This is a genomic window from Streptomyces sp. NPDC048269, from assembly GCF_040652395.1.
Lineage (GTDB): Bacteria > Actinomycetota > Actinomycetes > Streptomycetales > Streptomycetaceae > Streptomyces.
In genome coordinates, this window is sequence record NZ_JBEZLW010000105.1 from 1 (window position 1) to 4927 (window position 4927).

5 protein-coding genes are annotated in these 4927 nt (G+C 70.6%); 2 read left to right on the plus strand and 3 right to left on the minus strand.

Going from position 1 to position 4927, the window contains the following annotated elements; translation table 11 throughout:
• The coding region (locus AB0D48_RS37105; RefSeq protein ID WP_362407684.1) for an IS5 family transposase at window positions 1-855 on the minus strand (855 nt) is incomplete at its 3' end.
• 299 nt (window positions 856-1154) lie between these two features.
• On the minus strand, window positions 1155-1520 hold the full coding sequence (locus AB0D48_RS37110; protein ID WP_362407687.1) for a hypothetical protein: 366 nt from the start codon (window positions 1518-1520) through the stop codon (window positions 1155-1157).
• Window positions 1521-2039: 519 nt separating this feature from the next.
• On the opposite strand from AB0D48_RS37110, the gene AB0D48_RS37115 reads away from it, so the two are divergent.
• Together AB0D48_RS37115 and AB0D48_RS37120 are read left to right on the plus strand one after the other, a co-directional pair.
• Entirely contained in the window at window positions 2040-3452 is a 1413-nt protein-coding gene (locus AB0D48_RS37115) for a hypothetical protein (protein ID WP_362407691.1), read from the plus strand.
• Window positions 3449-4213, plus strand: a complete 765-nt coding sequence (locus tag AB0D48_RS37120; RefSeq protein WP_362407693.1) for a hypothetical protein — start codon at window positions 3449-3451, stop codon at window positions 4211-4213. The genes AB0D48_RS37115 and AB0D48_RS37120 overlap by 4 nt, the downstream gene beginning before the upstream one ends.
• Before the next feature lie 144 nt (window positions 4214-4357).
• Here the strand turns inward: AB0D48_RS37120 and AB0D48_RS37125 are convergent, their stop codons facing one another.
• The gene (locus tag AB0D48_RS37125; protein ID WP_362407696.1) at window positions 4358-4630 is read right to left on the minus strand and encodes a DUF3253 domain-containing protein; all 273 of its coding nucleotides are present in this window, start codon (window positions 4628-4630) and stop codon (window positions 4358-4360) included.
• Window positions 4631-4927: the final 297 nt, after the last annotated feature.

The window sequence follows — 4927 nt, forward strand, 5'->3', positions numbered from 1 at the left end:
GATCGCGGCGATCTGGACGGTGGCCTCGAAGCGGCAGGCGAGCTTCTCATACCGGGTCGCGACAGCCCGGTGCTGCTTGAGACGGCTGATCCCGCACTCAACCGCGTGGCGGGCCTTGTAGTCCTGCCGATCGAAGGCCGGCGGACGGCCACCGGCACGGCCACGCCGCTTGCGGTTGCGGACCTGGTCGGCCGGCTCGGCAATGGTGCACCGGATCCCGCGTCTACGCAGGTAAGCGCGGTTGGCGCGCGAAGAATACGCCTTGTCACCACGCACCCGCAGCGGCTTGCGTCTGGGGCGGCCACCGCCGACCTTGGGCACCCGGATCGCTTCGAGAACGGGCTCGAACTGCGGGCTGTCACCCCGCTGACCTGCCGTGACCAGCAACGACAACGGCTTCTGGCCCTGCTCACAGGCCAGATGGATCTTCGTGGTGAACCCGCCGCGCGAACGGCCCAGCCCGTGATCGTCCGGCTCGTTGCCCGCACCGCCGGGCGGCTCCTTCTGCCCGGCCCCATCCCGGCGGGCACCAGCCGCGTGCTGGTGGGCCCTGCAGACCGTTGAGTCGACGTTCACCTCCCACGTGATCAGCCCGGCCGCATCCGCCCTCGCCTGCAACAAGGTAAGGAGCTGGACCCACACACCCTCGCGCTGCCAGCGGCGAAAGAGCCCGTAGACCGTCTGCCAGGGCCCGTACTCGCACGGCAGATCACGCCACGGCACACCGGTCCGCACCCGCCACCGCACCCCATCGATCAACCGCCGCCGGTTCCCGGACCTACGGCTCACACCCGCCGCAGGCAGCAACGACTCCAACACCGACCACTGCTCATCAGAAAGATCCCCACGCCCCACACCGTGATCATCACTGCGCGAGACGTGGATCGGAACCCCGATCTAAAACACGGCCTAGGCGCCGACCGGTCCCCGCCAGGGGTCGACGCGAGGGAACACCGAGGTCCGGCAACTCGGCGACGAACCGCTCCGCTACTGACCTCCTCCTGCCACGCCTCGACGACCTGGTGCGCGTCGGGAGCGGCACGCGGTACGTGGTGGCCTCTGGCGGCGCGGGCGGGCTCGGAGCCAGGTGGGCCCGCGACAGCACCGAGCGCCGTAGTCGGCGGTAAAGGCCGACTACGGCGCCCGGTCCGAGGTCAGGAGGTGCGCTTCAGCGTCCAGGTGTTGGGGTTGAAGCTGGGGACGGCGGAGTAGCGGCAGCCACTTGAGTAGTAGGTGCTGGTGATGGTCCAGCCGGCGGGCGGCCACGTGGAGGCACAGGCGTTGACCTGGGTGCCGACCGGGTAGCCTCTGAGGTCCTTGATCTGCTTGGTGTTGGGGGTGAAACCGGAGCCGCAGCCACCGCTGTTCCACCACTGGACGTCCACCCAGCCGTCAGGGGTGAGCGTGCTGGAGCACATGGTGAGCGTGTCGCCGGGTGCCGCTGAGGCGGGGCTCGCGGTGATCGCGAGGGCGGTAACGGCCATGGTGGCCAGAGCGGCGGCGTAACGGGTGCGGATCACGAGACGTTCCTTTCGGCACGCTGGGATCGCCCGCCGACCGTCGGCAGGCCGTGCCAGGCGCCGCATCATTGCTATCCGACCAGGACCAACTGCAGAAAGTAACCTTTTGGGCAGAACTCTGCGGCAGTTTAAAGCCGTTGCCGGCGCTTGACGCGATTCCCGAACGCCTGGCGACCACGGCGCGAGACCCGGTGTCTCGATCGGCCGCCAAAGCCCCGGCTCAGCACCACCCGAGGCAGCCGGGCAGCCGGAAATGGTCCCTGCATGACCCGGCGGCGGGAGCTGTGCAAGCCGACAGACCTGCGCGTACGACTTTCGGCGGCTTACCGGCGGTGCCTACCTTCCCTACCTTCCGGGCTTGCGTTCGGAGCGGGCCCGGCGTCCCTCCAAGGCACCCCGAGGCCCATCAGGGCAGGTCCGGGCCGTCGGCCGGGCCAGAGCCGCTCCGACCTCCGGCCCCGCCGCAGAGAGCGGGCAGCCGAAAGCCGGAGGACAATGGGAAACAGCTCACGGAGGGTCATGTTTCCCCTTGCCCAAAAGGTCGGCCGCTCGCTGACCGCGGTGCTCCTGAGCACGGTGGTCGCGTGGGGCGCGCCCGTTGCCACCATTGCTGCCAGGCCGGTCCGTGCCGTGGCGGCGGAGTACATCACGCTCGATCGGCCCGAAGGCCCGCCCGGCACAAGAGTGGGCGTCCACGGCTACGGATTCGGCAACTGCCAAACGTATCCGCACGACCCAACCGCCGAGCCGCCGACGCCCGGCGAGATCCAGGTCACCTGGGACGGCGGCGGCATCCCCAGCGTCACCACGGCCGGCGCCGAAGGCGAGTTCGATACCGATGTCACGGCCCCGTCCGATGCCACTCCCGGCACGTATGCGGTCACGGCCCTCTGCACGGTCGACTCGAAGCTTGAGGCAACCGCCCAGTTCACCGTGACGGCCGACACCGGGCCGACGGCCCTGACGCTGGATCCGGCCGAGGGGCCCGTGCAGACGTCGGTCACGGTGACCGGCTCCGGGTTCGAAGGCTGTGTCGCGGACAGCGTCGACGAGGGAGGCCGGAGCGGGACCGTAGCGCTGGCCTGGGACGGCAGCCCACTCCCGGTCGCCCCGCCTGCGGAAATCACGGTGGAGGGCGGCTCGTTCACGGCCGAGGTCGCCGTTCCGTCCGACGCGGACCCCGAGGATCACAAGGTCGAGGCAACCTGCGTCGGGTACGAGCAGGTTTCCGCCGAGGCACCCTTCAACGTCACCGACGAGCCCGAGTCGCAACCGGAGATCACGCTCGATCCCACCTCGGCGCCGACCGGTGGTGACCCCGTCTTCGTATCCGTAGCCGGTTCGGGATTCGACTGTTCCCGAGTGGAACTGCTGTGGGACGGAGAACAGCGGGACACCGCCGACGCTGCCGATGACGGCACCTTCACCGCCCAGCTGGAAGTGCCGTCCGATACGAGCGAGGCCGAGTACGCGGTACGCGGCCAGTGTGCGGAGGACCCGGACGTGGGCGCGGAGACCGTTTTCACGGTGACGGGCCCCGGTCCGGTCCCGTCCTCATCTCCGAGCCCCACCCCGCCGGATACGACTTCGCCGCCGCCGGACCCGACCACGCCGGTCCCCACACCGGACGCGGATGCAGACACAGACACGGACACGGACACGAACGCGAACGCGGGCACGGTCCCCGTCGGCCTGATCGTCGGCTCCGGGTTGCTCGGTGCGGCCCTGTTGGCCGCCGCGGGATACGTGTTCCTCACCCCTCGATCCCGCGGGCCGCGCTGGGTCCACGACCACATCAGCTCCCGGCTGCGCCCCGCCCCCGCGGCGACCGACGTGGCCGAGTACTCCGACACCGGCCCGCCGACCCACTCCGTACGGCTGGAACCCCACCCGGACCCGGGTGACCAGACGCTGAAGGAGGAGGACCCATGACCACGGCTCCCCTCGTCGAGCCCCTCACCGTCCGGGCCCTGCTGCTCGGTCCCCAGGGGCAGGCCCCCGACGCACTAGCCGACGCCCTGCACGCCCATGGCGCGGTGACGGGTGTCCTCCCGCGCGTGCGCGGCCTGACCCCCGCGGCCGGCCGGGCCGTGGAACGCGAGCTGGCCACCGTCGTCAACGGTTTCCTCGACCTCGATCTCGTCTCCCTGGTGGCTTCGGGCTGGTCCAAGTACCGGGCCCTCAAGGAAGCAGCGCGCCGTACGCGCCAGTACCCCGGCAGCGAGGAGATCGTCGCGCTGGCCACCCACAGCATCACCTCCGCCCATCATCCGTCGGTGGATCTCCTCATGGACGGCGCCAAGGCCGCCACCGTCGGCGTGAGCCTCACTGTGCTCTTCAAGATCTCGGGGCTCGTCGCGGTCGTCCGCGACGGCCTGCTGGTGGCCGTCCGCAGCGGGCAGTGCGCTGTCGAGGCCACACTCGCCGTTCGGGACATCGTGGTCGCCTCCCGCGAGGGACAGCTGGACCTTCCCGCCACGCTGCGCTTGCGCGAGCCGATCGACCTGCTGCCCCACCAGCCGCCAGCCCCGTCCACGGGCCCGCCCGCAGCACCGACCGCGGCGCCGGGTCCGCCGCCCCCGCCGGTTCGGTGGGGGCACCCGGAGTCGGGCGAGGAAGGCTTGTCACCCGCCGAGCATCACGACCTGCACGACCGTGCCCGGACCGGCGAGCTTCCCAGGCCGGACGGCTGACGAGCCCACCCTGCTCGGATGCAGGCCCGACACAGTACCCATCCGTCGGGGCGATGCCCGCTCGGATTCACTGACCGGCAGCATTTGTCGGCGACCGGCGCGACTGCGCAACACTCATCGATGCGGTGCCGCGCCCACGACGGGTCAGCGGGAGCGGCGGATACGGATCGGACCGCGGGCCTTTGCCGGCTCGACGGGATGGCCGGCCTGGGTAATCTCCACCTCCCCGGCCGTGACCAACCGCCGGGCCGCGCGGCGGGCCGGTTCCATGAGCGCTCGCCAGCCGTCGTCGTCCCCTTCGTACACCGCCCGCGCCGCGTCGGATGGGCAGATCGTCGCGCCCGGACCACGACGCTCCAGCAGCTCCATGATGGCCCGTTCCAAGCACCGCTCCGTCTGCCGTTCGATGTCCATCACTCCACCAGTGTCGCTACGACGCACGGTGAGGGCCACGTCATCGGATACCGCCGGTCCCTGAAGCCGGCGCCGGGCCGGTCGGCCGGTCGCATGGCTTCTCACCTGGGAACCGTCCCGCCGTGAAGCCGCCGCGGGAGTGCGGCCGGGGGGCGGCCGGACGCACAGGGGCGACGGGCGATCATCGTGGCGCGCAGACATGCCCTGTCACACGCCTGTGACAGTCGGCGGACACTCTCGCGACGTCGCTCAGCCAGTCTCTTAATAGAGACAAAACGGGCATTAAGCCCACTGCTTCCG

What these genes read in the sequence shown, in the direction of transcription:
- AB0D48_RS37115 (WP_362407691.1), top strand. Translation starts at nt 2,040, where the DNA reads ATGTTTCCCCTTGCCCAAAAGGTCGGCCGCTCGCTGACCGCGGTGCTC.
- AB0D48_RS37120 (WP_362407693.1), top strand. Translation starts at nt 3,449, where the DNA reads ATGACCACGGCTCCCCTCGTCGAGCCCCTCACCGTCCGGGCCCTGCTG.